Raw genomic sequence first — 25,947 nt, 5'->3', positions numbered from 1 at the left:
ACAAATGCGAACCATCAAGTACCGTTGGGCTGCTGCAACCGTTTTAAGCGTTTCATTGGCCGGTCATGCCGCGGCCGCAGAGAAAATCACCGTGTTTGCAGCAGCATCGCTGACCAATGCGCTGCAGGACATTGCGACGCAGTACCAGAAGAAAAGCGGTGTAGAAGTGGTATCCTCTTTTGCCTCTTCTTCGGTGCTGGCGCGCCAGATCGATCAGGGCGCACCGGCCGATCTGTTCATCTCTGCCGATCAGCAGTGGATGGACGATGTGGTGGCAAAAAACAGCGTGGTGAGCAGCACGCGCTATACGCTGCTTGGCAACGATTTAGTGCTGATTGCACCGAAAAGCGACGCGGCTAAAGCGGTCACCCTTGATAGCAAAACCGACTGGAAACGCCTGCTGAAAGGCGAGCGTCTGGCGGTGGGCGATCCGGATCACGTGCCGGCCGGCATTTATGCCAAAGAAGCATTACAAAAACTCGGCGCGTGGGACGCTTTATCCCCGCAGCTGGCGCCAGCCAACAACGTGCGCGCCGCGCTAGCATTGGTTGAGCGTAACGAAACGCCGTACGGCATCGTGTATGGTTCGGACGCGGTGGCCAGCCAAAAAGTGCAGGTCGTAGGACGATTCCCGGAAGATAGCCACAAGCCAGTGGAATATCCGATGGCGATTGTCAAAGAACATCAGAACGCAACGGTGGAAGCCTTCTACAACTATTTGCAGGGGCCGGATGCCGCTGCCGTGTTTAAACAGTATGGATTCACGCCGAAGAAATGATATTGAGCGATCCCGAATGGCAGGCCGTTTTTCTCAGCCTGAAAGTGTCCTGCGTAGCTGTGATATGCAGCTTGCCGTTTGGCATCCTGATGGCCTGGATTCTGGCGCGCTGCCGCTTTCCGGGCAAAACCCTGTTGGACAGCATCGTCCACCTGCCGCTGGTGCTGCCACCGGTGGTGGTCGGCTATCTGCTGCTGATCGCCTTAGGCCGGCGCGGTTTTATTGGCGAATGGCTGTATGACTGGTTCGGTTTCACCTTTGCCTTTAGCTGGCGCGGCGCGGTGATCGCTTCGGCGGTGATGGCGTTTCCGCTGATGGTGCGTGCAATTCGTCTTGCGCTGGAAGCGGTGGATACCAAACTGGAGCTGGCCGCACGCACGCTGGGTGCCGGGCGCTGGCGCGTATTTTTCACCATCACGCTTCCGCTCACCTTGCCGGGCATTATTGTTGGCACGGTGCTGGCCTTTGCCCGTTCGCTGGGTGAATTTGGTGCCACCATCACATTTGTCTCCAACATTCCCGGCGAGACGCGCACCATTCCGTCGGCGATGTTTACCCTGATTGAAACGCCGGGCGCGGAAGGCACCGCCGCGCGCCTCTGTGCGGTGGCGATAGCGTTAGCGCTGATGTCGCTGGTGGCGTCTGAGCTGCTGGCGCGCTGGGGCCGTAAACGGCTGGGAGCGGCATAATGCTCAATCTGCAACTTTCTCAGCAGTTGGGCGAGCACCTGCTCGACGTTAACGTCAATATTCCCGCCAGCGGCATTACCGCCATTTTCGGCGTGTCGGGTGCGGGCAAAACCTCGTTGATTAACGCGATTGGCGGATTAACCCAGCCGCAGAGCGGGCGTATTGAGTTAAACGATCGCCTGCTGTTCGATTCGGCCACGCGCGTGAATTTGCCGCCGGAAAAGCGCCGTATCGGCTATGTGTTTCAGGACGCGCGGCTGTTTCCACATTATCGCGTGCGCGGCAATCTGCAATACGGCATGGCGGCCTCAATGAAGCCGCAGTTCAACGCGCTGGTGGCGCTGCTGGGTTTAGAATCGCTGCTGACGCGTTTTCCTGCGTCGCTTTCGGGCGGTGAAAAACAGCGCGTGGCGATAGGCCGCGCGTTGCTGACGGCGCCCGATATTCTGCTGATGGATGAGCCGCTGGCGTCGCTTGATCTGCCGCGCAAACGTGAGCTGATGCCCTATCTGCAAAAGCTGGCGAAGCAGGTCGATATTCCCATTCTTTACGTATCGCACAGCCTCGATGAAATCCTGCAGCTGGCGGATAACGTGCTGGTGCTGGATGCCGGCCAGGTGAAAGCCTTTGGTCCGCTGGAAAAAGTGTGGAGCAGTTCGGCGATGCGTCCGTGGCTGCCGCTCGCCGAGCGCACCAGCGTGCTGCGCGTGCAGGTGCTGGAGCAGCATCCTGATTACCCAATGACCGCGCTGTCGCTTGGCGATCAGCATATTTGGGTGAGCCGGGTGAATCAGCCGCTGAAAACGCCGCTGCGTATTCGCATCCCCTCAGCCGATGTGTCGCTGGCATTGCAGCCGCCGAATAACACCTCGATCCGCAATATTCTGCCGGCGCAGGTGGTTGAACTGCTGGAGATTGACGATCAGGTGGAAGTGAAGCTGCGCATTGGCATCAGCGAATTGTGGGCGCGCATTTCGCCGTGGGCGCGCGATGAGCTGGGCATTCGACCGGATCAGTGGCTTTATGCGCAGATCAAAAGCGTGTCGATAGCAGCATAAATGGATTCATTGCGCGGTGTGAGTAAAATCCGCGCCATGAATTGCGCCGCGACATCTTACGGTTACAGAACCTCTTGATAGATCACTTCGGCGATGCCCGGCTCCAGATTGGTGCCAATCACCTTTTTGGCGCGCGCTTTGATGGCGTCATCGGCATTGCCCATCGCCACGCCCAACCCCACCTGTTCCAGCATGCTGAGATCGTTGTAGTTGTCGCCAAACGCCAGCACGTCTTGCATGCTAAAGCCCTGACTTTCAACCCACTGCGCCAGACGCTTGCCTTTGCTGTTGCCGCCTTTGGCGATATCCACCTGATCGTGCCACGACCATTCACACGCCAGACCGAGTTCGGCTTCGGTGCGTTCGGCAAACTGCTGCAGCGCGCGCGTGTCGGGATGCGACAGCGCGAATTTCCAGATCGAATCAGCCTCAATCGCCGCCTGCGCCAGGCTTGGCACCTGCAGGAACAGCGGACGCTGCGCTTCCGGCAACGATTGCGCCCAGTTAAGCGTACGCGTCACATGGCCGGTTGGCGTTTGGTACAGCATCGCATCATCGACATACAGCAGACCGTGGATGTTCTCTTCATCCAGCATCTCAATCACCCGAGCAGCTTTGCTTTTATCCAGCGGATCGGCGGCCAGCACCTGTTTCGCAGGATAATCATACAAATAGGTGCCATTACAGCAAATTGCGGGTGTATCCAGTTTAAGTGCCTGATAAAAAGGGTGGATAGCGCAGTGGTGGCGACCGGTGACGATCAACACTTTCACGCCCGCCTGTTGCGCGCGGGCCAGCGCTTCGATGGATTCAGGCAAGATGGTTTTGTTCGGGGTCAGCAGGGTGCCGTCGAGGTCAAGGGCGATTACGCGGTAGCTCATTACACTTTCCGTCCGGGAGTTGGCAAAGCATTGAGTCTACACCCGGCAACGGCCCTGAGACAAAAAACAGGGCACAAATGAATCCAGCGCGACAAAATGAAACGCGCTACAGTTATCCCTTTCATCAGGCAGCGAATAAGGAAAACGCATGAAACAAGTCGTGTATACCGCCAGTCCCGAGAGCCAGCAGATTCATGCCTGGCAGTTGCAGGAAGATGGCGCACTGACGTTATTGCAGGTAACAGATGTTGCCGGCCAGGTGCAGCCGATGGTGGTGAGCCCGAAGAAAGATTTTCTCTATGTCGGTGTGCGTCCGAATTTTCGCGTGCTGGCGTTTCGCATTGCGGCCGACGGTACGCTGAGCCTCGCCGGTGAAGCACCGCTGCCGGGTAGCCCAACCCACATCTCCACCGATCGTCAGGGCAATTATCTGTTCTGCGGCTCGTATAACGATGCCTGCGTCAGCATCAGCCCGATTGGCAGCGATGGCTTGCCGCAAGCGCCGAGTCAGGTGATCAGCGGCTTGGACGGCTGCCACTCCGCCAATATCGATCTGAATAACCAAACGCTGTTTGTACCGGCACTGAAGCAGGACCGCATCTGCCTGTATCAGTTGAACGCAGACGGCACCCTGGCTCCGCGCGAACAAGCGCAGGTCACCACCGTTGAAGGTGCCGGTCCGCGTCACATGGCCTTCCATCCGAACGGCGCATATGGCTACGTAGTGAACGAGCTGGATAGCACCGTGGATGTCTGGGCGCTGAACAATGTGCACGGCCAGGTTGAGCGCGTGCAGAGCCTTGATATGATGCCGAAAGATTTCAGCGACACGCGCTGGGCGGCGGACATCCACATCACGCCGGATGGCCGTTTCCTCTATGCCTGCGACCGTACCAGCAGCACCATTACGGTATTCAGCATCAGTGAAGATGGCTCGGTGCTGGCGATTGAAGGCTACCAGCCAACTGAAACCCAGCCGCGCGGCTTCAATATTGATCACAGCGGTCAATATCTGGTAGCGGCGGGACAGAAATCGCACCACATCGAAGTGTATAAGATTCAGGAACGCGGCCTGCTTAATCCGCTGGCGCGTTACGCGGTAGGACAAGGCCCAATGTGGGTGGTTATCCACTCGTTGGGATAAGTGAAATGCCTGCCTGATCAAACAGGCAGGCATATTCCCTAACAGCGCGATTCTGAACTGTTACGCGTACTTCACCGTAATCGACGCACTGGCCAGCGCATGGAAATGCACATTAAAGCCAACCATCGCGCCGCTCGCGCCTTCATCCACGTCAATTTTATCCGTATCCAGCGCATGCACCGTAAAGATGTAGCGATGGGATTCGCCCTGCGGTGGCGCTGCGCCGCCGTAGCCGGTTTGGCCAAAATCGGTACGCGTCTGAATGGCGCTCTCCGGCAAGTCCGCCACGCCGGAACCGGCACCCTGCGGCAACACGGTAACGTCAGCCGGAATGTTCGCTACCACCCAATGCCACCAGCCGGAACCGGTAGGCGCGTCAGGATCGTAGCAGGTGACAACAAAGCTTTTTGTGCCTGCCGGTACATCATCCCACGCCAGATGCGGTGACAGATTGTCGCCCTGGTAACCCATGCCATTGAAAACGTGTCGCTCTGGCATCTTATCGCCGTCGTTAAAATCCTGGCTAACTACGCGCATGATCGCTCCTTTTATGGTTGTGCAGAACCCTCAATCATGGTGGAAATGCGCCGCAACATCCAGTGCCGCACCGACCGCTTGCGTCAGTTTCGTCAGTTCGGCGGCAGAAATCAGATAAGGTGGCATCAGGTAGAGCAAGCGCCCAAATGGACGAATCCACACGCCGCGTTCAACGAAGAAGTGCTGCAGCGCCGCCATGTTCACGGCCTGATGGGTTTCGATCACGCCAATCGCACCCAGCACGCGCGCATCGGCCACCGCGTGATGACGGCGCAGCGGCAGCAGCTCGGTGCGCAGCTGCTGTTCGATGTGCGCCACCTGCGTTATCCAGCCGCCTTCACTGATCATCTTCAGACTTTCCACCGCCACCGCGCAGGCCAGCGGATTGCCCATAAAAGTAGGGCCGTGCATAAAGCAGCCCGCTGCGCTGCGGCTGATGGTGTCGGCGACTTCACGCGTGGTCAGCGTGGCGGAGAGCGTCATGGTGCCGCCGGTCAGCGCTTTGCCCAGGCAGAGAATGTCCGGCGTGATACCCGCATGGTCGCAGGCAAACAGCTTGCCGCTGCGGCCAAATCCGGTGGCGATCTCATCGGCAATCAGCAGCAAACCGTAGCGATCGCACAGCTCGCGCACCTGCTGCAGATAGCGCGGATGGTAGAAACGCATCCCGCCAGCGCCTTGCACAATCGGCTCCAGAATCACCGCCGCAATCTCCCGATGGTGGATTTCCACCAGCTGCGCAAAATCGGCGAAATCGGCCTCGTTCCACGCGTCATCGAAAGCGCACTGCGGCGCGTTAGCGAACAGATGTTCCGGCAGATAGCCGCGCCACAGGCTGTGCATCGAATTTTCCGGATCGCACACCGACATCGCGGCAAAGGTATCACCGTGATAGCCGCGCTTCAGCGTAAGGAATTTCTGTCGCGTTTGGTTGCGTCCCAGCCAGTATTGCAGCGCCATTTTCATCGACACTTCGACGGCGATCGAACCCGAATCGGCGAGGAACACGCACTCCAGCGCATCAGGCGTCATGGCAACCAGCTGGCGGCTCAGTTCCACCGCCGCCGGATGGGTGATGCCGCCAAACATCACATGCGACATCTGCGTTATTTGCTGCTGCAGCGCCTGATTGAGACGCGGATGGTTGTAGCCGTGGATTGCCGCCCACCACGACGACATGCCGTCCACCAGTTCACGTCCATCGGCCAACTGCAGCTGGCAGCCGTGCGCCGCCACAACCGGATAACAGGGCAGGGGATCGCGCATCGACGTGTAGGGATGCCAGATATGCTGACGGTCAAAGTTGAGGTCATCCTGAGTGAACATGTGAGTTGTAAACCATTTTAAAAAGATTTAGTTTACAAGTATAACCACGTTAATCGTCGGGATGAACCCCCTTTTTCTGGAGTAAGCAATGGCAAACCGCTGGACACTGGCACAAGCTCAGGCACTTTTCGATAAACCTTTCCTTGAGTTGATGTTTGAAGCGCAGCAAGTGCATCGTCAACACTTCGATCCACGCCAGGTGCAGGTCAGCACGCTGCTATCAATCAAAACCGGCGCCTGTCCGGAAGACTGTAAATACTGTCCGCAGAGCGCGCGTTACAAAACCGGGCTGGAATCGGAACGTCTGATGGAAGTGGATGCGGTGCTGGAATCGGCGCGCAAAGCCAAAGCGGCGGGATCGAGCCGTTTCTGCATGGGCGCCGCGTGGAAAAACCCGCACGAGCGCGACATGCCTTACCTTCAGCAGATGGTGCAGGGCGTGAAAGCGATGGGCATGGAAACCTGCATGACGCTTGGCACGTTGGATGGCGACCAGGCGCAGCGCCTCGCCGAAGCGGGACTGGATTTCTACAACCACAACCTCGACACCTCGCCAGAGTTTTACGGCAACATCATCACCACGCGCAGCTATCAGGAACGTCTGGATACGCTGGATAAAGTGCGCGGCGCGGGCATCAAAGTGTGTTCCGGCGGCATCGTGGGTTTAGGTGAAACGGTGAAAGATCGTGCGGGCTTGCTGGTGCAGCTGGCGAATCTGCCGACGCCGCCCGAAAGCGTACCGATCAACATGCTGGTAAAGGTCAAAGGCACGCCGCTGGCCGATAACGATGATGTTGAACCCTTCGAATTTATTCGCACCATCGCGGTGGCGCGCATCATGATGCCCTCGTCGCACGTGCGTCTTTCTGCCGGACGCGAGCAGATGAGCGAGCAAACGCAGGCGATGTGCTTTATGGCCGGCGCTAACTCGATCTTCTACGGCTGCAAACTGCTTACCACGCCAAATCCGGAAGAGGACAAGGATCTGATTCTGTTCCGCAAATTAGGCCTGAATCCGGAGCACACCGCGACGACGACGGGTGACAATGAGCAGCAGCATCAGCTCAGCGAGCAGCTGCTGCACGCGGATACCGCGCAGTTCTACAACGCGGCTGTGTAAATGGGCTGGTCACAACGTATCGACGAGGCGCTGACGGCGCGGCACGCCGCGGATGGCTGGCGTTTACGGCGTCGCGTTGAGCACAACAGCGTGCGGGAAATTACGCTGGAGGGTCAGCGTTATCGTCACTTTTCCAGCAACGACTATCTTGGCTTGAGCCAGCATCCGGCGGTGATTGCCGCGTGGCAGCAGGGCGCGGCCGAGACGGGCGCGGGCGCGGGCGCATCCGGGCATGTGACCGGCTACAGCCGCCACCATGCGCAGCTCGAAGCGGAGCTGGCGGACTGGCTGGGCTATTCGCGCGCGCTGCTGTTCATTTCGGGGTTTGCCGCCAACCAGGCGGTGATCCATCTGCTGGCGGAAAAGCAGGATCGCATCTTCGCCGATAAGCTGGCGCACGCTTCACTGCTGGATGCCGCCAGCCACAGCCCGGCGAGCCTGCGCCGTTTTGCCCACAATCAGCCGGAAAGCCTGGCGAAGCTGCTGGCAACGCCGTCGGACGGCGGCACGCTAGTGGTGACCGAAGGCGTATTCAGCATGGACGGCGACAGCGCTCCGCTAACACAGATCGCCGCAGAGACGCGGCGCGGCAACGGCTGGCTGCTGGTGGATGATGCGCACGGTATCGGCGTGAGCGGCGCGCAAGGGCGCGGCAGCTGCTGGCAGCAGCAGGTCAAACCGGAACTGCTGATCGTCACCTTCGGCAAAGGGTTTGGCGTCAGCGGCGCGGCGCTACTGTGCGATGACGCCACCGCTGATTACGTCGAGCAGTTTTCTCGCCATCTGATCTACTCCACCGCGATGCCACCGGCGCAGTGCTACGCGCTGCTGGCTGCACTGCGACAGATTCAACAAGGTGATGCGCTGCGCGAAAAACTGCACAGCCACATTGCGCGTTTCCGCGCCGGTGCGGCGGATTTGCCGTGGCAGCTGGTCGATTCTGCGAGCGCCATCCAGCCGCTGATCGTTGGCGAAAACAGCGCGGCAATGGCGTTGTCGCAGCGGCTGGCGCAGGCCGGCTGTTGGGTCAGTGCGATTCGGCCACCAACCGTGCCGCCGGGCACAGCTCGGCTACGCATCACGCTTACCGCTGCACATCACACCGATGACATTGATCGTCTGCTGGAGGCGCTGTATGACGCTGCAGGTTAACAAACAGGCCGTGGCGCAGGCATTTGGTCGTGCGGCTGCGCATTACGAGCAGCACGCGCAGTTACAGCGGCTGAGCGGCGATGCGCTGCTGGCGCTGGCGCCCGCTGGTTTTGGTCCGCACCTGCTGGATGCCGGGTGCGGTACCGGCTGGTATAGCCGCTACTGGCGCGATCGCGGGCGTACGCTGACGGCGCTCGATCTGTCGCCCAACATGCTGCAAACCGCGCGCGATCAGCAATCGGCGCAGCACTATCTGTTAGGCGATATCGATGCGGTGCCGCTGCCGGACGCCAGCGTTGACGGCGTGTGGAGCAATCTGGCGGTGCAGTGGAGCAGCGACTTGCATACTGCGCTGCAGCAGTTTTTGCGCGTCACGCGGCCGGGCGGCACGGTGCTGTTTTCCACGCTGCTCGACGGTTCGCTGCACGAAGTGCATCACGCGTGGGCGCAGCGGGATGGTCGCCGGCACGCCAACCGTTTCCTCAGCGCTGCGCAGTTTCATGCGGCCACCGCGACGCTGCCGATCGCTACGCAGCAGCAGGTTATCACCCTGCATTTTCCCAGTGCGCTCAGCGCTATGCGATCGCTGAAAGGCATTGGGGCCACGCACCTGCACGATGGTCGCGGCGCCAGCGTGCTAACGCGTTCCCAACTGGCACAGCTTGAGCAACGCTGGCCGCAGGACGAGTCCGGTTATCGCCTGAGTTATCACCTGATGTATGGAGTTTTAAGCAAATGACACGCTGGTTTATTACCGGAACCGATACCGAAGTGGGCAAAACCGTGGCCAGCGGCGCGCTGCTGCAGGCGGCAAGCGCCGCCGGTTTACGCACCGCAGGCTATAAGCCGGTGGCATCCGGCTGCGAAATCACGCCGCAAGGCATTCGCAACAGCGACGCGCTGGCGTTGCAGCGCTACAGCACCTTGTCGTTAAGCTACGAGCAGGTGAACCCACTGGCGTTTGTCGAGCCGACCTCGCCGCATATCATTAGCGCGGAAGAGGGCAGGCCGATTAGCTTTGCCACGCTGTCAGCGGGCTTGCGCGCGTTGGAGCAGCAGGCAGAATGGGTGTTAGTCGAAGGCGCAGGCGGGTGGTTTACGCCGCTGTCGGAGACGCAAACTTACGCCGATTGGGTGGAAGCCGAGCAGCTGCCGGTGATTCTGGTGGTGGGTGTGAAGTTAGGCTGCATCAATCATGCCATGCTGACCGCCGAAGCGATTAAAGCGCGCGGATTACGCCTTGCGGGTTGGATTGCCAATGATATTCAGCCGCCCGGCAAACGTCATCAGGAATACATGGATACGCTGCGTCAGCGCATTGATGCGCCGTTCCTCGGTGAGATTCCGCACCTACGCGACCAGGCGCAGCAGGCCGAGTGCGGGCGTTATTTGACGTTGCCGCAATAAATAACCCAGGTCGCCATTCACGGCGACCTGGCTACATCTTCACCTTGCGGTCAGCCACTTATTCACCGTCAAATCATCCAGCTGCGCCACTTTGCCGTGCGCCACATTGCGTCCGCGATGCAGCAGCAGGAAATAATCGGCGACGCGGCGGACAAATGAAACGTGCTGTTCAAGCAGCAGAATGGTTAAACCATACTCACGGTTTAACCGACGAATCAGATTGCCCATCTCCTCTTCCAGCCACGGCGACATCCCCTCTGTCGGCTCATCCAGAATCACCAGCTTGGGTTGCAGCACCAGCGCACGCGCCAGGGCCAAATGTTGTTGCTGTTCCATTGGCAACTCGCCGCTGCGCTGATGGCGCAATGAATAGAGTGCCGGGAACAGGTCAAACACCATTTCCGGAATGGCACGGCTACGATCGTCCTGTGCCGCCATCAGGGCGATCAGCAGGTTATCCTCCACGCTCATTTGCGAGAAAATATGCCGTCCTTGCGGCACATAACCAATGCCGGTGCGCGCGCGCAGTTCGGCCGGTTGCAACAGTAAATCTTCCGGCGGCGCGCCATCTTCCTGCCAGGTCATCGAGCCGCTGTTAATTGGCAGGCGGCCCATAATGCAGTTCACCAACGTGGTTTTGCCCATGCCGGGACTGCCCAGCACGCCGGTACAGGTGCCCGGCGGCAGATCGAGATCGACATCCCACAGAATGTGATTTTGACCGTAAAACTGATTCACCGAACGTAAACTCAGCATCTGACATACTCCTTCCAGATTATTAGCCTGAATGCTCCCGCTCTGTGTCGTCTGGCATACAGTCGTGCACGATTGATGGACACCGCTGTCGTCGGCAAGCGCCGATATGGACTCGTCACTCCATAGTGCTAACACTGCAATTCCCAGGCCAGGTTAGGAATTCAGGCGCAACTGCGGCGGAAACCTGACAAATCAGCGGCTAAAAGTTGAGAAACGCTTAACAATTGCCAGCGGTGATAAACCGACTGCACTTTGACGGTGCTGACTGCTTAACGTTTCTGGTGCATTTGATCGTTCGTAAGGCAATAACCGGAGAAATAAATGGCCTTAACGCCTGACTTTTCGCCGGGCACGGGAAGGTAAAGCCGGAAAAAGGGAGGTAATGCGACACGCACGGCGGGAAAAATAAATGCGAAAAAATTTTTTTTCACGCTTAAGAATGGGCGGGAGAAAATTATACACAGCTGATGGGCTCGGGGCTGGATTCACTTATCCACCATTACTGTGGATAACCTTGTGCATTAGCGACTGAAAACCGTGTGGAAGCGAGTAAATTCGCGGCCTTCCTACATTATGATGAGAAACTGGGCTTTTGAGTCAAAGTGAATTAAAACAGCAGGTTAGTTAAAATCAAGCATGCGAATTATCTGCCTTGTCATCGGACTGCAATTTAATGACACTCTATTGACAAATGTTAAAAGCATCCTCCGCCTGGGGATAACATTGCGCAACAACAACTTGCCGCCTGCCGCTTAAATTGCACTGAAGAGAATCGCCGTCAGGTGCCATTATCGTGCAAGGTTACTGTGATTATGTCCAGTATTTTTTTCTGGCAAATTCGCCATAGCAGAGTAGAATTAGCAGCCTGCCCGCCGACTTCATCTGCTGGAACCGCTAAAACATGAGCAAAGTCTTTAAACTCAACTCCGCTTTCAAGCCTTCAGGGGATCAACCTGAGGCGATTCGCCGTCTCGAAGAGGGACTGGAAGATGGACTCGCGCATCAAACGCTGTTGGGCGTGACCGGCTCAGGTAAAACCTTTACCGTGGCGAATGTGATTGCCGACCTCAACCGCCCGACGATGGTGCTGGCGCCAAATAAAACCCTGGCGGCGCAGCTCTACGGGGAGATGAAGGAGTTCTTCCCGGATAACGCGGTGGAGTTTTTCGTCTCATATTACGATTACTATCAGCCTGAAGCCTATGTGCCGAGTTCTGACACCTTTATCGAAAAAGATGCCTCGGTGAATGAGCACATTGAGCAGATGCGTCTGTCGGCGACCAAAGCGCTGCTGGAGCGCCGTGATGTCATCGTCGTGGCCTCGGTTTCGGCGATCTACGGTTTGGGCGATCCCGATCTCTACCTGAAAATGATGCTGCATCTGACGCGCGGCATGATTATTGATCAGCGCAGCATTTTGCGTCGTCTGGCGGAGCTGCAGTACAGCCGCAACGATCAGGCCTTCCAGCGCGGCACCTTCCGCGTGCGCGGCGAAGTGATTGATGTGTTCCCGGCGGAATCGGACGACATTGCGCTGCGTATTGAGCTGTTTGATGAAGAAGTTGAGCGGCTGTCGCTGTTTGATCCGCTCACCGGGCAGATTGATTCGGTGATCCCGCGCTTTACCGTCTATCCGAAAACGCACTATGTGACGCCGCGTGAGCGCATTCTTAAGGCGATGGAAGAGATCAAAGATGAGCTGGTGGTGCGCCGCAAAGTGCTGCTGGAGAACAATAAGCTGCTGGAAGAGCAGCGTATTTCCCAGCGTACGCAGTTCGATCTCGAGATGATGAACGAGTTGGGTTACTGCTCCGGCATCGAAAACTACTCGCGCTATCTCTCCGGGCGCGGACCGGGCGAGCCGCCGCCGACCTTGTTCGACTATTTACCGGCGGATGGCTTGCTGGTGGTTGACGAATCGCATGTCACCATTCCGCAGATTGGCGGCATGTATCGTGGTGACCGCGCGCGTAAAGAGACGCTGGTGGAGTACGGTTTCCGCCTGCCGTCGGCGCTGGATAACCGTCCGATGAAGTTTGAAGAGTTTGAAGCAGCCGCTCCGCAAACCATTTACGTGTCGGCCACGCCGGGCAATTACGAGCTGGAAAAATCGGGTGGTGAGGTGATCGATCAGCTGGTGCGTCCAACCGGCCTGCTGGATCCGATTCTGGAAGTGCGGCCGGTGGCGACGCAGGTCGACGATTTGCTGTCGGAAATCCGCAAGCGTGTTGAGATTAACGAGCGCGTACTGGTGACTGTGCTGACCAAGCGTATGGCGGAAGATCTTACCGAATACCTGGTGGAGCACGGCGAGAAGGTGCGCTATCTGCACTCGGATATCGATACTGTGGAACGTATGGAGATCATCCGCGATTTACGTCTTGGCGAATTTGATGTGCTGGTTGGCATCAACTTGCTGCGAGAAGGTTTAGATATGCCGGAAGTGTCGCTGGTGGCGATTCTCGATGCTGATAAAGAGGGCTTCCTGCGTTCGGAGCGTTCGCTGATACAGACCATTGGTCGCGCCGCGCGTAACATCAATGGCCGGGCGATTCTCTACGCCGATAAAATCACGCCGTCGATGGAGCGCGCGATGGGCGAAACCGAGCGTCGTCGAGAGAAGCAGCAGAAATACAACGAAGAGAATGGCATTACGCCGCAAGGGCTCAACAAGAAGATCACCGATATTCTTGAGCTCGGCAAAAACGTAGTGAAAACGCGCGGTAAAGGCAAAACCGCCTCACGCACCGCAGCAGAAGCGGAAGCCAACTATATGGCGCTTACGCCGCAGGCGATGCAGAAGAAGATTCACGAGCTGGAAGGGCAGATGCAGCAGCACGCGCAGAATCTGGAGTTTGAAGAGGCTGCCAGCGTGCGCGATCAGTTACATCAATTGCGCGAGCTGTTTATTGCGGCTTCGTGATCGTGGTATCCAGGTCGCCATGAATGACGACACTACAGGAATTCAGCGTGGTTTTCGTAGGGTGCGCATTCATGCGCGCCTGGAAATTAAACGGCCTGAATCGCGTGTTCCAGCGCGATGCGCAGCAGCTGGCGGTCATGGCGATATTTGATGTCGGCGGCCTCCAGCGGTTCGCGAATAATTAAACGCTCTTCCACGCCGCGAATATCGGCGGCCGGACTCACCACCACCGCATCAATCACCCGCTTGCCAATCGCTTTCTCCATAATCGCCAACTTGTCGGCCACATTCAGGCTAGCCGCCGCTGGGCTCAGTTCGCGGCCCAGATTGTCGATAAACACCATGGTGGCAGGCGTACGGCGCAGCGCGCGCGCCATCTCTTCCATCAGCAGAATCGGCATCAGGCTGGTGTAGAAGCTGCCGGGGCCAATCAGAATCAAATCCGCTTCACCAATTGCCTCGATGGCTTCACGGGTTGGCAATACATTCGGATGTAACATCAACTCTTCGGGCGGCTGCTTCATCTCATCAATTGCCGTTTCGCCGTACACCATATTGCCTTCGCCATCCTGCGCCACCAGATCGACCGGCTGTTCCGACATCGGGATCAGAAACGCATCGACCTTGAGCAGATTGCGGATGATGTTGATGGCTTCGAGCGGGCGCACGCTGAGATGATCAAGCGCCTTCAGCATTAGGTTGCCGAGATTGTGTCCGGCCAGCTCGCCATTGCCGGTGAAGCGATACTCAAACATCGCGGTGGCGACGCTCGGTTCGGTGATCAACTGATTGATGCAGTTACGCATATCGCCCCACGCAATGCCGCCTTCCGAGCGGCGAATGCGGCCGGTGGATCCGCCGTTATCGGTGGTGGTGACGATGCCGGTCAGGCGCGAACCTAACGGTGCCAGCGCCGACATCACGCGGCCCAAACCGTGTCCGCCACCTAATGCCACTACGCGATCCAAATCTGCCAGGGTTCGATTCATGTTTCTCCTTTGTCACTGACGTCCTCGCGTTGAGGCGTAGTTGAACTGATGTGCATCAATATCTGTGGTGTATTTTACCGTATCCTGTCGCGAAAATGCGGTGAAAAAACGTTATGCATCAAGATATATAGCGAAAATCACTCATGGATGCTAACCGTTAATCGCGCTACCATTCGTTTTAACCGTGTTGTCCATAATGACAACAAACTCCCAAGCCTGGTTTCCTAAGTCGTTATAGATATGGAAGCAAGGCCGCAGCCTTGAGCTGCCAGGGTGCAGAAAGAAATGACTGCATCTCCCGACTTTGGAAAGGTGTTCAGGTGCCACAATTTACAGATGCCTATGCGCGCAGCTTTTACTATCTGCGCCTGTCGGTCACGGATGTGTGTAACTTCCGTTGTACCTACTGTTTGCCGAACGGCTATAAGCCGAACGGTACGCACAATAAAAGTTTTCTCTCGCTGGATGAGATTCGTCGCGTGACGCGTGCCTTTGCGGCGGCGGGCACGGAAAAAGTGCGCCTGACGGGCGGCGAACCCTCCATGCGGCGTGATTTTACCGACATCATCGCTGCAGTGCGTGAAAACGCCGCCATTCGCCAGATCGCGATGACCACCAACGGTTATCGCATGGCGCGTGACGTAGGTGCCTGGCGCGCTGCCGGTCTCACTCATATCAACGTCAGCGTCGATAGCCTCGACGCACGCCAGTTTCACGCCATTACCGGCCAGGACAAATTTGCCGAGGTGATGGCGGGAATCGACGCCGCCTTTGATGCCGGTTTCGAGAAAGTGAAAGTCAACAGCGTGCTGATGCGCGATGTGAACAGCCACAGCCTCAGCACCTTCCTTGAGTGGCTGCGCCTGCGACCGATTCAACTGCGCTTTATCGAACTGATGGAAACCGGCGAAGGCAGCGATCTGTTCCGCCGTCATCACATCTCCGGTGAAGTGATCCGCGACCAACTGATCCTGCAAGGCTGGCAACGCCAGCCGCGCGGCCGCAGCGATGGTCCGGCGCAGGTGTTCCGTCATCCCGATTATCAGGGCGAAGTCGGCCTGATCATGCCGTACGAGAAAGATTTCTGTGCCAGCTGCAACCGCCTGCGCGTCTCGGCGCTGGGCAATCTGCATCTGTGCCTGTTTGGTGACGGCGGCGTGTCGCTGCGCGATCTGCTGGCCTCTGACGATCAGCAAGATGAGTTGCAGGCGCGCATTGCGCACAGCCTTGGACAGAAAAAGCAGACGCATTTCCTGCATCAGGGCAACACCGGCATCACGCAAAATCTCTCCTTTATTGGTGGCTAAACACAGGAGTTACGGCCATGGGTAAACCTTCCGGCGAATTTGTCGCCTTAAATGTGGCGGTGATGACCGTCTCGGATAGCCGCGATGCCAGCAATGACACATCGGGCGATTATCTGCGTGAAGCGCTGGCGGAAGCCGGGCATCAGGTGGTTGATCGCGCGATTGTGCCAGATAACCGCTATCGCATTCGCGCCACGGTATCGCGCTGGATTGCCAGCGACGATGTGCAAGTGGTGATCGTTAACGGCGGCACCGGTTTCAATAGCAAAAACAGCACGCCAGAAGCGTTGCTGCCGCTGCTGGACCGCGAAATCGAAGGCTTTGGCGAGCTGTTCCGCATGATCTCCTATGAAGAGATCGGCAGCTCGACGCTGCAGTCGCGCGCGGTGGCTGGATTAGCCAATCAGACGCTGATTTTTGCCGTGCCGGGATCGACCAACGCCTGCCGCAGCGCCTGGGAGCGCATTATCGAAGATCAGCTGGATGCGCGTACGCGTCCGTGTAATTTCGTCTCACATTTGAAGAAGTTGTAAGCATGTCATCGTTAACTCATATCAATGCCGCTGGCGAAGCCCACATGGTGGATGTCTCTGGCAAAACCGAAACGGTGCGCGAAGCGCAGGCCGAAGCACTGGTGCTGATGAGCGCCGAAACGCTGCAGATGATTATTGACGGCAGCCATCATAAAGGCGACGTGTTCGCCACCGCACGCATCGCCGGTATTCAGGCGGCGAAACGCACCTGGGAACTGATTCCGCTCTGTCATCCGCTGATGCTGAGCAAGGTGGAAGTTACCTTGCTGGCGGAACCGCAGCACAATCGCGTGCGCGTCACCTCACTCTGTCGTCTCACCGGCAAAACCGGCGTTGAGATGGAAGCGTTGACGGCGGCGTCCGTTGCAGCGCTGACCATCTATGACATGTGCAAAGCGGTGCAAAAAGACATCGTCATCGACCAGCTGCGTTTGCTGACTAAAAGCGGCGGCAAATCCGGCGACTTCAAGGCGGTGAGCCATGATTAAGGTGCTGTTTTTTGCTCAGGTGCGGGAATTAACCGGCACCGCTTCACTGGATTTGCAGCCTGACTACGCCGATGTCGCCACGCTGCGCGCGGCGTTAGCAGAGAAGGGCGATCGCTGGGCGCTGGCGCTGGAATCCGGCAAGCTGCTGGCGGCTGTAAATCAAACGCTGGTGCCGATGAGTCATCCGCTGCGTGCGGGTGATGAAGTGGCCTTTTTCCCGCCGGTCACGGGAGGCTGATGATGGAAACGCGGATTCGTGTGGGTTCAGAGCCGTTCAACGTCGGCGAAGAGTACGAAAAACTCGCCACCCATGACAGCGATGGCGCGCTCGTCACCTTCACCGGCAAAGTGCGCAATCACAATCTCGGTGCCAGCGTGGCGGCCTTGACGCTGGAGCACTATCCCGGCATGACGGAAAAAGCGCTGGGGGAGATCGTAGAAGACGCGCGTCAGCGCTGGGCGCTGCAGCAGGTTACGGTGATCCATCGCGTTGGCGAACTGTTTCCCGGCGATGAGATCGTGTTTGTGGGCGTCAGCAGCGCGCATCGCGGCAGCGCATTCGCCGCCACCGAGTTCATCATGGATTACCTGAAAACCCGCGCGCCGTTCTGGAAGCGTGAAGCCACCGCCGCAGGCGATCGCTGGGTTGATGCCCGAGATAGCGATCATCAGGCCGCTGAACGCTGGAGCTAGCGCGCAAAATCCTCCGGCTCCGATAGCGGCAGGCCACTGAAAACGTTAAGGTACGGTTTTTGTTGGCGTCAGGGAGCAGGATGAACACGAGCAAGATGATGAAAGGCGCAGCTTTGCTGGCTGCGCTGGTGCTGGCCGGTTGTAGCACGAAAAAAGAGCCGCAGGCGCCCGCGCGTCAGCCCGCCGATGTAAAAAGCCAAATCCAGCATTTGTTGCCCAGCGACGTTAAACAGAAATCCGCCTGGGCCGACGATATCTATACCGCGTTCCGCGTGCAGCAAATTGATGCCAGCGTCAGCAACCTCTGCGCGGTGATTGCCGTTACCGATCAGGAGTCTAACTTCAGCGCCGATGCGGTGGTGCCGGGCTTACCGAAAATCGCCTGGGGCGAGATTGATCGCCGCGCCGCCAAAGTGCATGTGCCGGCATTTCTGGTGCGCACCGCTCTGCTGATCAAATCACCAAATGGCGAAAGCTATGCTGCGCGTCTGGATAAGGTGCGCAGCGAGAAAGAGCTGAGCGCCATTTTTGATGATTTCATCGATATGGTGCCGATGGGGCAAAAGCTGTTTGGCAACCTCAACCCAATTCATACCGGCGGGCCGATGCAGGTCAGCATTGCGTTTGCGGAAGCGCACGCCAAAGGCTATCCGTATGCGGTTGACGGCTCGATTCGTCGTGAAGTCTTCACTCGTCGCGGTGGTATCTACTTCGGCACGCTGCATCTGCTTGGCTACCCGGCCGATTACAGCCAGCCGCTGTATCGCTTCGCCGACTTCAACGCCGGTTGGTACGCCAGCCGCAACGCCGCATTTCAGGCGGCCATCGCGCGCGCCAGCGGCATCAAGCTGGCACTGGATGGCGACCTCATCGTCTATGGCAGCGATCAGGCCGGTTCCACCGAACTGGCGGTGCGCAGCCTTAGCAAGCAGCTGGATATGAGCAATCGCGAAATCCGCCGCGATCTGGAGAAGGGCGACAGCGAAGATTTTGCTAACAGCACGCTGTGGAAGCAGACCTTTATCCTCGCCGATAAGATGGCCGGAAAACGTCTGCCGCGCGAAATGCTGCCGGGCATCAAGCTGGAGAGCCCGAAAATCACCCGCAATCTCACCACCGCGTGGTTTGCTCAGCGCGTAAATGGCCGCTATCAACAGTGCTTGACGCGCCGTTGACGCAAACGGGTGTACACTCCACACTTACAGAGTTTGTTAACGTAACCGCTAATGAGGCGCTTCATGGATCGATATCCACGTAATGATTCAATCGTGCAGCAGGCATCCACCTCGCTGCAGACCTACATGGCGCAGGTATATGGTTGGATGACCTGCGGCTTGCTGCTGACCGCGTTTGTTTCGTGGTTTGCTGCCCGCACACCTGCAGTAATGGAACTGGTGTTTGCTAACCGCATCACTTTCTTCGGTTTGATCATCGCGCAGTTAGCGCTGGTGTTTGTGTTGTCTGGCATGGTGCATCGCCTGAGCGGCGCGGTCGCCACCGCACTGTTTATGCTCTATTCGGCGCTAACCGGATTAACCATGGCGAGTATTTTCCTCGTTTACACCTACTCATCCATCGCCAGCACCTTCTTCGTGACGGCCGGGATGTTCGGTGCCATGAGCTTCTACGGTTACACCACTAAGCGCGACCTGAGCCGTTTTGGCAGCCTGCTGTTTATGGCGCTGATCGGTATTTTGCTGGCGTCACTGGTGAACTTCTGGCTGAAAAGCCCGGCGCTGATGTGGGCGATTACCTATATCGGCGTGGTGGTGTTTGTTGGCTTAACCGCCTATGACACGCAGAGGCTGAAGGCGATTGGCGAGAATATCAACGTCAATGACAAAGAGAACCTGCGTCGCGCCTCAATCATGGGTGCGTTAACGCTGTATCTCGACTTCATCAACCTGTTCCTGATGCTGCTGCGCATCTTCGGCAACCGCCGCTAAACCACGCACCAAACTGTCCCCTTTCCCGCCTGCGGGAGAGGGGAACTCCGCACAAACTCACCGCGATACCGATTTCTCCATCTTCTGCTCATTCTTCTGCCGTAAATGCTTCGCGCGGCTCTCCAGCCACAAATAGAGCACCAGCGCCACCAACAGCGGCAGAATAAAATAGAGCACGCGATAAGCCAGCAGCGCTGCAATAATGGTGCCGTGCGAGGCGTGTTGCCCACTGAGCAGCGCCAAAAATACCGCTTCCAGCACGCCAATCCCGGCCGGGATGTGAATGATCACACCGGCGATACTGCTGATCAGCAACACGCCTAACACAATCGGATAATCCACCTGACGCGCCAGCAGTAGCCAGATAATCATGCCCATCACCATCCAGTTGGCGCAGGAGACCGCAAACTGGAACAGCGCCATGCGCAGTGAAGGCAGCTGCAGATGCTGGCCTTTAACCGTCCAGCGGCGCTTCTTCGCGAAGGCGCAAGCCCACAAGTAGACCGCCACCATCACCAGCAGCACCGCGCCAATGATGCGCAGCGTGGTTTCACCAATGAACCAACCGGAGGGAATCGGCACCATGCCCGCCGCAAACACCACGCCGGCCAGCAGAATATAGCCTAGCCAGTTGGTGGCGATGCTCAGCGAGAAAATGCGCGTAATGGTATTGCCCGGCAAACCGAGTCTTGAGTAGAGCCGATAGCGCATCGCCACGCCGCCAACCCAGGTGCTGAGCGTCAGGTTGAAGGCATAACAGATAAACGACACCAGCATCACCTGGCGCTTCGCCAGCTTATGGCCGCAGTAGGCTCGTCCAATCAGGTCGTACAAGCCATAGGTCAGATAACTCACCACCACCAGTGCAGCAGCGCTTAGCACCACATAGCGGTTATAGCCGACGATCACCGTATAGACGTCTTCCCAGTTCACCTTGCGCGCATACACCACCAGCAGCACAATCACCGCAATAAAAAACAGCCAGGTGAGGATTTTCTTCGCCAGTTGCCAGCGCGGATTCTTTTTCGACATTAGGATTTTGCTCCTGAATTATCGGCTTCAACCCGATCCTGAGTTTCCATTTCGGGTTGTACGGGGGGAGCAACTTGCGACAAGTGTGGCGTGTGCGCAGGCAACCATCCGGCAATAGCCGGGAAGTGACGTAAAAAGTGGAACACAATTACGCCCTTGGTGAGCTGCCACCAGTTGCGCGGCGGCAGCTTGTCATCCTCCACGCGCACGCAGTCCTGCTGAATCAGCAGTTCCAGATTGTCGCGCAGCGTCTGGTTGAAAGCGCGATCGTGCACCATCAAATTGGCTTCCAGATTGAGTGATAAACTCAGCGGATCGAGGTTGCTGGAGCCGACGGTGGACCACTGCTGATCCTGTACCGCTATTTTGCCGTGCAGCGGGCGGCGGCAATATTCATACACTTCCACACCGCCATCGACCAGGTAGTTGTACAGCAGCTCGGCACCGACTTTGACGATCGGCATATCGGGCTCGCCCTGCACAATCAGCCTGACGCGCACGCCGCGCTGAGCCGCGCTGCGCATTTCGCGCAGCAGACGATAGCCGGGGAAGAAGTAGGCGTTGGCGATGATCACATCCTTCTGTGCCTTGCGCAGCATGGCGAGATAGTGCTGTTCGATGTCGTCGCGGTGTTCGTCGTTATCGCGATAGACAAACAGCACCTGCGCTTCACCGGGCATGGCGTTGACCGCCGGGCGATGGGAGCGCGCACCCCACCAGCGCCGCGTGTGCTGTTCGCTGCCCATTTGTTGCTGCACGTATTGGGCAATATCCAGCACCACCGGGCCTTTCACCTCCACGGCATAATCCTGTTTGGCCTCTGCACCGAAATCGATGTTATGTTCAGCGGAGAAGTTGATGCCGCCGACAAAGGCGATCTGTTCATCGATCACCACAATCTTGCGGTGCAGGCGACGAAACACATTGGTGCGCATGCCGAGCACCAGCGGACGCGGATCGTAATAGATAAAGCGCACGCCCGCGGCCGTCAGGCTATCCACAAATCGGTCGGAGAGATCTGGCGAGCCGTAGCCATCGACCATCACCTCGACTTTGACCCCGCGCCGCGCCGCCTTGAGCAGCTGTTCGTGCAGATCGTTGCCGACTTCGTCCTCAAACAGGATGAAGGTTTCCAGCAGCAGCGTGCGCTCGGCGCGTTGGATCGCGCCTGATACGCGCGGGAAAAACTGGTCACCATTTTCTAACAGACGGAGCTGATTACCGTCGCGCCAATTGAAACTCATAGGAAAATCTCCACCGCTAACGGCGCATGATCGGACAGGTGAGACCAGGGTTTAACCGGCAGCGCCCACGGCTTACTCACCGTAGCGTTGCGGATGTAGATACGATCTAGCCGTAACAGCGGAAAACGCGCCGGGAAGGTGCGGGCAGGGCGGCCGGTTTTGATGCTGAACACTTCCTCTAAGCCCACCGCGCGTTTTAGAAAGCGATTGGCGCTGACCTGCCAGTCATTAAAATCACCGGCCACCACCAAAGGCGCATCGGGCGGCAGCGTATCGATAAAGTCGCACATCATCTTCATCTGCGCCTGACGATGTTTCTCCTTCAGACCGAGATGTACGCAGAACACATGCAGCGGTTCCGCCCAATCCGGCAGGCGGATTTGGCAGTGCAACATGCCGCGTTTTTCACTTCCGGCGACGGAAATATCGCGGTTTTCATATTCAACGATGGGAAAGCGTGACAATATCGCGTTCCCGTGATGTCCCTCGGGATAAACCGCGTTGCGGCCATAGGCAAAATCGTTCCACATGGTATCGGCCAGAAATTCGTAATGGGAGGTTTCCGGCCAGTTTTCAATGTGCAGCGAATGGATGGCGTGGGTACCCATTACCTCTTGCAGGAAGACGATATCCGCCGACGTGGCGCGAACAGCGTCACGCAATTCCGGCAGGATAAAGCGGCGATTAAAGCTGGTGAAACCCTTGTGGGTATTGATCGTCAGGACTTTAAATGAAAATCCTTGCGTATTTTGTGGCATACTTCGACGCGCTCCTTTTCATCATCAACAGCACAAAGTGTAGTCTTTGTCACAAATGGATGGTGTTAAGGGCAGAAAATTAGGGCGTAATCCGAAATTTGCTTTACATTGAGGACGTTCGTCTGGCCTCCAGCCAGATACACTTGGGCGACCTGTTGGGTCTGCCAGGAGAAGAGAATGAAATGGTCTAATCGTGTTCAGATTGTTACCGGACAAACTTGTTTGCACATTGCAATGCACCTGCTGGTGATTGCCGCACTGGTTTGGGGCTGGAAACATAGGGCGCTGGTTGAAGTGAGCAGTACCCTGGTGGCAGCTTATGCGGTGGTATTCATTACCATGCTGGTCATGCAGCGTAGTGCCCGTTTACGTAGAATGGGTGATTCCCTCGAAGAGGTGACCACCACTTACTACTTTGGCGCAGCGATGTTAACGCTGTTCCTGATCTCCCGCTTTATCCACAACAACCTGCTGATTGGTCTCCTCGGCGTGGTGATGTTGGTGGGACCGGCGCTGGTTTCACTGCTGGCGAAAGAGCCGGTTCAGCGCATCGAGAAGAAGCGCAGTTGATCGATTAGGGACCGCAACCCTGCGGACCTGACAAAAAGGAGCCCAGTGCGGCTCCTTTTTTTATGGATGCTGTCTGCGCGGAAAGCTGCTAAACTCGCGCCCTTACGCATGGTAGTTTGTGCCCTTTTCACACGTGAGCCCCGCGCTTGCGTCATATCCCTCCTGAAAACTACATCGCCTACGGCGGTCAGGACGGTTCGGAGTAATACACCTGCATGTCATTTGACTCTCTCGGCTTAAGTGCCGATATTTTGCGTGCGGTAGCAGAACAAGGCTACCAAGAGCCGACGCCGATTCAGCGTCAGGCCATTCCTGTGGTGCTGGCTGGTCGTGACCTGCTGGCGAGCGCCCAAACCGGCACCGGTAAAACCGCCGGCTTTACGCTGCCGTTGCTGCAGCGTCTGACTGCAAAACCGTCCACGGCGCGTGGCCGCCGCCCGGTGCGTGCGTTGATCCTGACCCCGACCCGCGAACTGGCGGCTCAGGTTGGCGAGAACGTGCGTGAGTACAGCCAATATCTCGATATCCGTTCGCTGGTGGTATTCGGCGGCGTGAGCATCAACCCGCAGATGATGAAACTGCGCGGCGGCGTTGACGTGCTGGTGGCGACACCGGGCCGTCTGCTCGATCTGGCTCACCAGAACGCGGTTGATCTGTCACAGGTTGAAATCCTCGTGCTGGATGAAGCGGATCGTATGCTCGATATGGGCTTCATCCACGACATCCGTCGCGTGCTGGCGCGTCTGCCTGCTAAGCGTCAGAACCTGCTGTTCTCTGCCACCTTCTCTGACGAGATCAAAACCCTGGCGGAAAAACTGCTGACCAACCCAGAACAGGTTGAAGTTGCGCGTCGTAACACCGCCTCTGAGCAAGTTTCACAGCAAGTGCATTTCGTGGATAAGAAGCGCAAGCGGGAACTGCTGTCGCTGATGATTGGTCGTGATAACTGGCAGCAAGTGCTGGTGTTCACCCGTACCAAACACGGCGCCAATCATCTGGCTGAGCAGCTGAACAAAGACGGCATTACCGCCGCCGCAATCCACGGCAACAAGAGCCAGGGCGCGCGTACCCGTGCATTGGCTGACTTCAAATCCGGCGGCATTCGCGTGCTGGTCGCGACCGACATCGCGGCGCGTGGTCTGGATATCGAAGAGCTGCCACACGTGGTGAACTACGAGCTGCCAAACGTGGCGGAAGATTACGTGCACCGTATCGGTCGTACCGGCCGTGCGGCTGCTACCGGCGCGGCACTGTCGCTGGTGTGTGTTGATGAACACAAACTGCTGCGTGACATTGAGCGTCTGCTGAAGCGTGAAATCCCGCGCATCGAGCTGCCTGGTTTCGAAGTCGATCCCAGCATCAAAGCCGAGCCAATCCAGAACGGTCGTCAGCAGCAGGGCGGCGGTCGCGGTCAAGGTGGACGTGGTCAAGGCCAGGGTCGCGGCCAGGCCGGCAATGTTTCTCGCCCGCATAGCGGCAATGCGCCACGTCCGCAGGGTGAAGCGCGTTCCGCGCGTCGTCCAGCGCAGGGCGCAAGCCAGGCTGCGCCAGCCGCCAACAGCGGTCGTCGTCGTCCGGCGCCAAAGAAAACCGGGAACGCCTAACGTCATGAGGGTGTTGCTGGCGCCGATGGAGGGCGTGCTTGATTCGCTGGTGCGTGAGCTGCTCTCCGGGGTGAATGATTATGACTTGTGCGTGACCGAGTTTTTGCGCGTGGTCGATCAGCTGCTGCCGGTAAAATCCTTCTATCGTTTGTGTCCTGAGCTGCATAACCACAGCCGCACGCCGTCAGGCACGCGCGTTCGCATGCAGCTGCTCGGGCAATACCCCGAGTGGCTGGCCGAGAACGCCGCACGCGCGGTGGAACTTGGTTCCTGGGGCGTTGATCTCAACTGCGGCTGTCCGTCGAAGCTGGTCAACGGCAGCGGCGGCGGTGCCACCTTGCTGAAAGATCCCGAACTGATCTATCGCGGCGCGAAAGCGATGCGTGAAGCGGTGCCGGATCATCTGCCGGTGACGGTAAAAGTGCGGTTGGGCTGGGATTCCGGCGATCGTCGTTTTGAGATTGCCGATGCGGTGCAGCAAGCCGGTGCCAGCGAGCTGGTGGTGCATGGTCGTACTAAAGAAGACGGTTATCGCGCCGAAAGTATTAACTGGCAGGCGATTGGCGAAATCCGCCAGCGTCTGCGCATTCCGGTGATCGCCAACGGTGAGATCTGGAACTGGCAGGACGCGCAGGATTGCATGCGCATTACCGGCTGCGATGCGGTGATGATAGGGCGCGGCGCGCTCAACGTGCCGAATCTGGCGCGCGTGGTGAAGTACAACGAAGCGCCGATGGCGTGGCCCGACGTGGTTGCCTTGTTGCTGAAGTACACTCAGCTGGAAAAGCAGGGCGATACCGGCATGTATCACGTGGCGCGCATCAAGCAGTGGCTTGGCTACCTGCGCAAGGCGTATCACCAAGCCGACGGCTTGTTCAGCGAAGTGCGCACCCTCAAAGTCTCCGCCGACATCGCCACCGCAATCGAGCGCCATGCCGCAGCAATAATCAAATCCTCGTAGAGTCGCCATTCATGGCGACCTTCTCAACAAGTGCATAAACTTTATAACTAA

At 57.6% G+C, this 25,947-nt stretch carries 27 protein-coding genes and 1 riboswitch; of the genes, 19 read left to right on the top strand and 8 right to left on the bottom strand.

What is annotated here, in order from left to right; translation table 11 throughout:
* Positions 1-4: 4 nt before the first annotated feature.
* The 3 genes from modA to modC are packed head-to-tail and all read left to right on the top strand — an operon-like array spanning position 5 to position 2,525.
* Positions 5-778: a molybdate ABC transporter substrate-binding protein gene (modA, locus tag KVT28_RS06020; RefSeq protein ID WP_217547225.1), complete on the top strand. Its 774-nt coding sequence runs from the start codon at positions 5-7 to the stop codon at positions 776-778.
* Entirely contained in the window at positions 775-1,467 is a 693-nt protein-coding gene (gene modB / locus KVT28_RS06015) for a molybdate ABC transporter permease subunit (protein WP_176971419.1), read from the top strand. The genes modA and modB overlap by 4 nt, the downstream gene beginning before the upstream one ends.
* The gene (gene modC / locus KVT28_RS06010) at positions 1,467-2,525 is read left to right on the top strand and encodes a molybdenum ABC transporter ATP-binding protein ModC (RefSeq protein WP_217547223.1); all 1,059 of its coding nucleotides are present in this window, start codon (positions 1,467-1,469) and stop codon (positions 2,523-2,525) included. The genes modB and modC overlap by 1 nt, the downstream gene beginning before the upstream one ends.
* Before the next feature lie 62 nt (positions 2,526-2,587).
* On the opposite strand, the gene KVT28_RS06005 is transcribed toward modC, so the two are convergent.
* Positions 2,588-3,406: a pyridoxal phosphatase gene (locus tag KVT28_RS06005; RefSeq protein WP_176971421.1), complete on the bottom strand. Its 819-nt coding sequence runs from the start codon at positions 3,404-3,406 to the stop codon at positions 2,588-2,590.
* Between the two features lie 148 nt (positions 3,407-3,554).
* On the opposite strand from KVT28_RS06005, the gene pgl reads away from it, so the two are divergent.
* The gene (gene pgl, locus KVT28_RS06000) at positions 3,555-4,550 is read left to right on the top strand and encodes a 6-phosphogluconolactonase (RefSeq protein ID WP_217547220.1); all 996 of its coding nucleotides are present in this window, start codon (positions 3,555-3,557) and stop codon (positions 4,548-4,550) included.
* Positions 4,551-4,610: 60 nt separating this feature from the next.
* Here the strand turns inward: pgl and KVT28_RS05995 are convergent, their stop codons facing one another.
* Entirely contained in the window at positions 4,611-5,087 is a 477-nt protein-coding gene (locus KVT28_RS05995) for a kinase inhibitor (RefSeq protein ID WP_101763187.1), read from the bottom strand.
* 30 nt (positions 5,088-5,117) lie between these two features.
* On the bottom strand, positions 5,118-6,413 hold the full coding sequence (bioA, locus tag KVT28_RS05990) for an adenosylmethionine--8-amino-7-oxononanoate transaminase (RefSeq protein ID WP_101763186.1): 1,296 nt from the start codon (positions 6,411-6,413) through the stop codon (positions 5,118-5,120).
* A gap of 88 nt (positions 6,414-6,501) precedes the next feature.
* On the opposite strand from bioA, the gene bioB reads away from it, so the two are divergent.
* Genes bioB through bioD form a run of 4 tightly spaced genes read left to right on the top strand, consistent with a single transcriptional unit; the run spans position 6,502 to position 10,092 of the window.
* Positions 6,502-7,533 carry a biotin synthase BioB gene (gene bioB, locus KVT28_RS05985; RefSeq protein WP_217547218.1) on the top strand — a complete coding sequence of 344 codons (1,032 nt, stop codon included), beginning with the start codon at positions 6,502-6,504 and terminating at the stop codon, positions 7,531-7,533.
* Complete coding sequence (bioF, locus tag KVT28_RS05980) at positions 7,534-8,685, top strand: 8-amino-7-oxononanoate synthase (RefSeq protein WP_217547215.1); 1,152 nt, start codon at positions 7,534-7,536, stop codon at positions 8,683-8,685.
* Positions 8,669-9,424 carry a malonyl-ACP O-methyltransferase BioC gene (gene bioC, locus KVT28_RS05975; RefSeq protein WP_210081573.1) on the top strand — a complete coding sequence of 252 codons (756 nt, stop codon included), beginning with the start codon at positions 8,669-8,671 and terminating at the stop codon, positions 9,422-9,424. The genes bioF and bioC overlap by 17 nt, the downstream gene beginning before the upstream one ends.
* Positions 9,421-10,092, top strand: a complete 672-nt coding sequence (bioD, locus tag KVT28_RS05970) for a dethiobiotin synthase (protein ID WP_217547212.1) — start codon at positions 9,421-9,423, stop codon at positions 10,090-10,092. Before bioC ends, bioD begins: the two co-directional genes overlap by 4 nt.
* Before the next feature lie 39 nt (positions 10,093-10,131).
* Here the strand turns inward: bioD and KVT28_RS05965 are convergent, their stop codons facing one another.
* Complete coding sequence (locus tag KVT28_RS05965) at positions 10,132-10,848, bottom strand: ABC transporter ATP-binding protein (RefSeq protein ID WP_110865765.1); 717 nt, start codon at positions 10,846-10,848, stop codon at positions 10,132-10,134.
* Between the two features lie 901 nt (positions 10,849-11,749).
* On the opposite strand from KVT28_RS05965, the gene uvrB reads away from it, so the two are divergent.
* Positions 11,750-13,771 carry an excinuclease ABC subunit UvrB gene (gene uvrB, locus KVT28_RS05960; RefSeq protein WP_101763180.1) on the top strand — a complete coding sequence of 674 codons (2,022 nt, stop codon included), beginning with the start codon at positions 11,750-11,752 and terminating at the stop codon, positions 13,769-13,771.
* Between the two features lie 86 nt (positions 13,772-13,857).
* Here uvrB and yvcK read toward each other — a convergent pair whose 3' ends face one another.
* The gene (gene yvcK, locus KVT28_RS05955) at positions 13,858-14,760 is read right to left on the bottom strand and encodes a uridine diphosphate-N-acetylglucosamine-binding protein YvcK (RefSeq protein ID WP_217547210.1); all 903 of its coding nucleotides are present in this window, start codon (positions 14,758-14,760) and stop codon (positions 13,858-13,860) included.
* A 195-nt stretch (positions 14,761-14,955) separates the two neighbouring features.
* Positions 14,956-15,091: riboswitch (molybdenum cofactor riboswitch) on the top strand.
* Between yvcK and moaA the strand changes: the two genes are divergently transcribed.
* From moaA to KVT28_RS05920, 7 genes are all read left to right on the top strand, one after another.
* Complete coding sequence (gene moaA / locus KVT28_RS05950; RefSeq protein ID WP_217547207.1) at positions 15,081-16,067, top strand: GTP 3',8-cyclase MoaA; 987 nt, start codon at positions 15,081-15,083, stop codon at positions 16,065-16,067. (Overlaps the previous riboswitch by 11 nt.)
* 17 nt (positions 16,068-16,084) lie before the next feature.
* Positions 16,085-16,600: a molybdenum cofactor biosynthesis protein B gene (gene moaB, locus KVT28_RS05945; protein WP_101763177.1), complete on the top strand. Its 516-nt coding sequence runs from the start codon at positions 16,085-16,087 to the stop codon at positions 16,598-16,600.
* A 2-nt stretch (positions 16,601-16,602) separates the two neighbouring features.
* Entirely contained in the window at positions 16,603-17,088 is a 486-nt protein-coding gene (moaC, locus tag KVT28_RS05940; RefSeq protein ID WP_110865768.1) for a cyclic pyranopterin monophosphate synthase MoaC, read from the top strand.
* Positions 17,081-17,326, top strand: a complete 246-nt coding sequence (gene moaD, locus KVT28_RS05935; protein WP_101763175.1) for a molybdopterin synthase sulfur carrier subunit — start codon at positions 17,081-17,083, stop codon at positions 17,324-17,326. The genes moaC and moaD overlap by 8 nt, the downstream gene beginning before the upstream one ends.
* Before the next feature lie 2 nt (positions 17,327-17,328).
* Positions 17,329-17,781 carry a molybdopterin synthase catalytic subunit MoaE gene (gene moaE / locus KVT28_RS05930; protein WP_217547559.1) on the top strand — a complete coding sequence of 151 codons (453 nt, stop codon included), beginning with the start codon at positions 17,329-17,331 and terminating at the stop codon, positions 17,779-17,781.
* A gap of 80 nt (positions 17,782-17,861) precedes the next feature.
* Positions 17,862-18,956 carry a DUF1615 domain-containing protein gene (locus KVT28_RS05925; protein WP_217547205.1) on the top strand — a complete coding sequence of 365 codons (1,095 nt, stop codon included), beginning with the start codon at positions 17,862-17,864 and terminating at the stop codon, positions 18,954-18,956.
* Between the two features lie 63 nt (positions 18,957-19,019).
* Positions 19,020-19,727 (top strand): Bax inhibitor-1/YccA family protein, encoded by a 708-nt coding sequence (locus tag KVT28_RS05920; protein ID WP_101763172.1) that lies wholly within the window; start codon positions 19,020-19,022, stop codon positions 19,725-19,727.
* Between the two features lie 57 nt (positions 19,728-19,784).
* On the opposite strand, the gene KVT28_RS05915 is transcribed toward KVT28_RS05920, so the two are convergent.
* The 3 genes from KVT28_RS05915 to KVT28_RS05905 are packed head-to-tail and all read right to left on the bottom strand — an operon-like array spanning position 19,785 to position 22,761.
* Positions 19,785-20,759 (bottom strand): lysylphosphatidylglycerol synthase domain-containing protein, encoded by a 975-nt coding sequence (locus KVT28_RS05915; protein ID WP_101763171.1) that lies wholly within the window; start codon positions 20,757-20,759, stop codon positions 19,785-19,787.
* The gene (gene clsB / locus KVT28_RS05910; RefSeq protein WP_101763170.1) at positions 20,759-22,003 is read right to left on the bottom strand and encodes a cardiolipin synthase ClsB; all 1,245 of its coding nucleotides are present in this window, start codon (positions 22,001-22,003) and stop codon (positions 20,759-20,761) included. The genes KVT28_RS05915 and clsB overlap by 1 nt, the downstream gene beginning before the upstream one ends.
* Positions 22,000-22,761 (bottom strand): endonuclease/exonuclease/phosphatase family protein, encoded by a 762-nt coding sequence (locus KVT28_RS05905; protein ID WP_217547203.1) that lies wholly within the window; start codon positions 22,759-22,761, stop codon positions 22,000-22,002. The genes clsB and KVT28_RS05905 overlap by 4 nt, the downstream gene beginning before the upstream one ends.
* 177 nt (positions 22,762-22,938) lie before the next feature.
* On the opposite strand from KVT28_RS05905, the gene KVT28_RS05900 reads away from it, so the two are divergent.
* The 3 genes from KVT28_RS05900 (at position 22,939) to dusC (ending at position 25,896) form a co-directional block, all read left to right on the top strand.
* On the top strand, positions 22,939-23,331 hold the full coding sequence (locus KVT28_RS05900; protein WP_101763168.1) for a YbhQ family protein: 393 nt from the start codon (positions 22,939-22,941) through the stop codon (positions 23,329-23,331).
* Between the two features lie 215 nt (positions 23,332-23,546).
* The gene (gene rhlE / locus KVT28_RS05895) at positions 23,547-24,935 is read left to right on the top strand and encodes an ATP-dependent RNA helicase RhlE (protein ID WP_192236598.1); all 1,389 of its coding nucleotides are present in this window, start codon (positions 23,547-23,549) and stop codon (positions 24,933-24,935) included.
* 4 nt (positions 24,936-24,939) lie between these two features.
* Complete coding sequence (gene dusC / locus KVT28_RS05890) at positions 24,940-25,896, top strand: tRNA dihydrouridine(16) synthase DusC (protein ID WP_217547200.1); 957 nt, start codon at positions 24,940-24,942, stop codon at positions 25,894-25,896.
* The last annotated feature ends 51 nt before the right edge of the window (positions 25,897-25,947 follow it).

It is taken from the genome of Pantoea sp. GbtcB22 (genome assembly GCF_019091025.1).
Taxonomy (GTDB): Bacteria; Pseudomonadota; Gammaproteobacteria; order Enterobacterales; family Enterobacteriaceae; genus Pantoea; species Pantoea leporis.
The sequence above is the reverse complement of the archived record's forward strand: the minus strand, read 5'-3'. Positions and strand labels throughout refer to the sequence as shown.